Consider the following 712-nt stretch of genomic DNA (forward strand, 5'->3'; position numbering starts at 1 on the left):
CTGCGAGCCTTTCCCTTGTTTATCCTAAGTTAGAGCCGAGTCTGGCTAGAAGCTTGTTGCGTCAACCGATTCAACATCAAACCTTACATCCGACTAAGCGAGTATTGCTTCAAAGCTATGCGCAGGGGGGTGCAAGCTATGAATCGATTTTTGTGTGGTTACAACAGTGGCTGCGTCAACATGGTTTGGGGCCTGTTTCTGATTTGATGATAAGTAAAGTGTTCTTAAACCATGATTGGGGCATTTGTGCCAAACAATTTGGATTATCGGGAAGAAAGCAAGTTGAGCAACAGTTAAGAAATGAGTTAGAAAAGTTGTTGAGTCAATTTACAGTGTAAACGCAACGCCTTATGGATTTACACTGTAAATAGAGACGAGCTGAGAGGAGTGACTTTACACTGTAAATTCACTCCTTTTTTGTTTTTGATGAATGATAAAAAGCAAACTCATGACCGACTAAGTTCAATGTTGAGCTGTAAACAAAATCGCCAATAAAAGGGAAGGAGTGGCGTCGCCACTTCTATTGTATTGAAGCACTATAACTACAAGCTACAACTTTCTCATGCTGTAGAGTGGAGCATGAAGTGAAACGAGAGTGGAATGATTTACGCGGATGAATCACCATGCCTAATACTTTATTTACTCAATAATACCAAGGCTTCGACCTTTAGTGACCTGAGCCCTATTCTTCGAAGTGCGAGGTTTGTTCAGA

1 protein-coding gene is annotated in these 712 nt (G+C 41.2%); it reads left to right on the top strand.

The window, feature by feature from the left end:
- Positions 1–338: tRNA-binding protein (locus R8N47_RS25180; RefSeq protein ID WP_318186102.1), on the top strand; the 338-nt coding region annotated here is incomplete at its 5' end.
- Positions 339–712: the final 374 nt, after the last annotated feature.

The sequence above is a fragment of the Vibrio sp. 2132-1 genome (genome assembly GCF_033344315.1).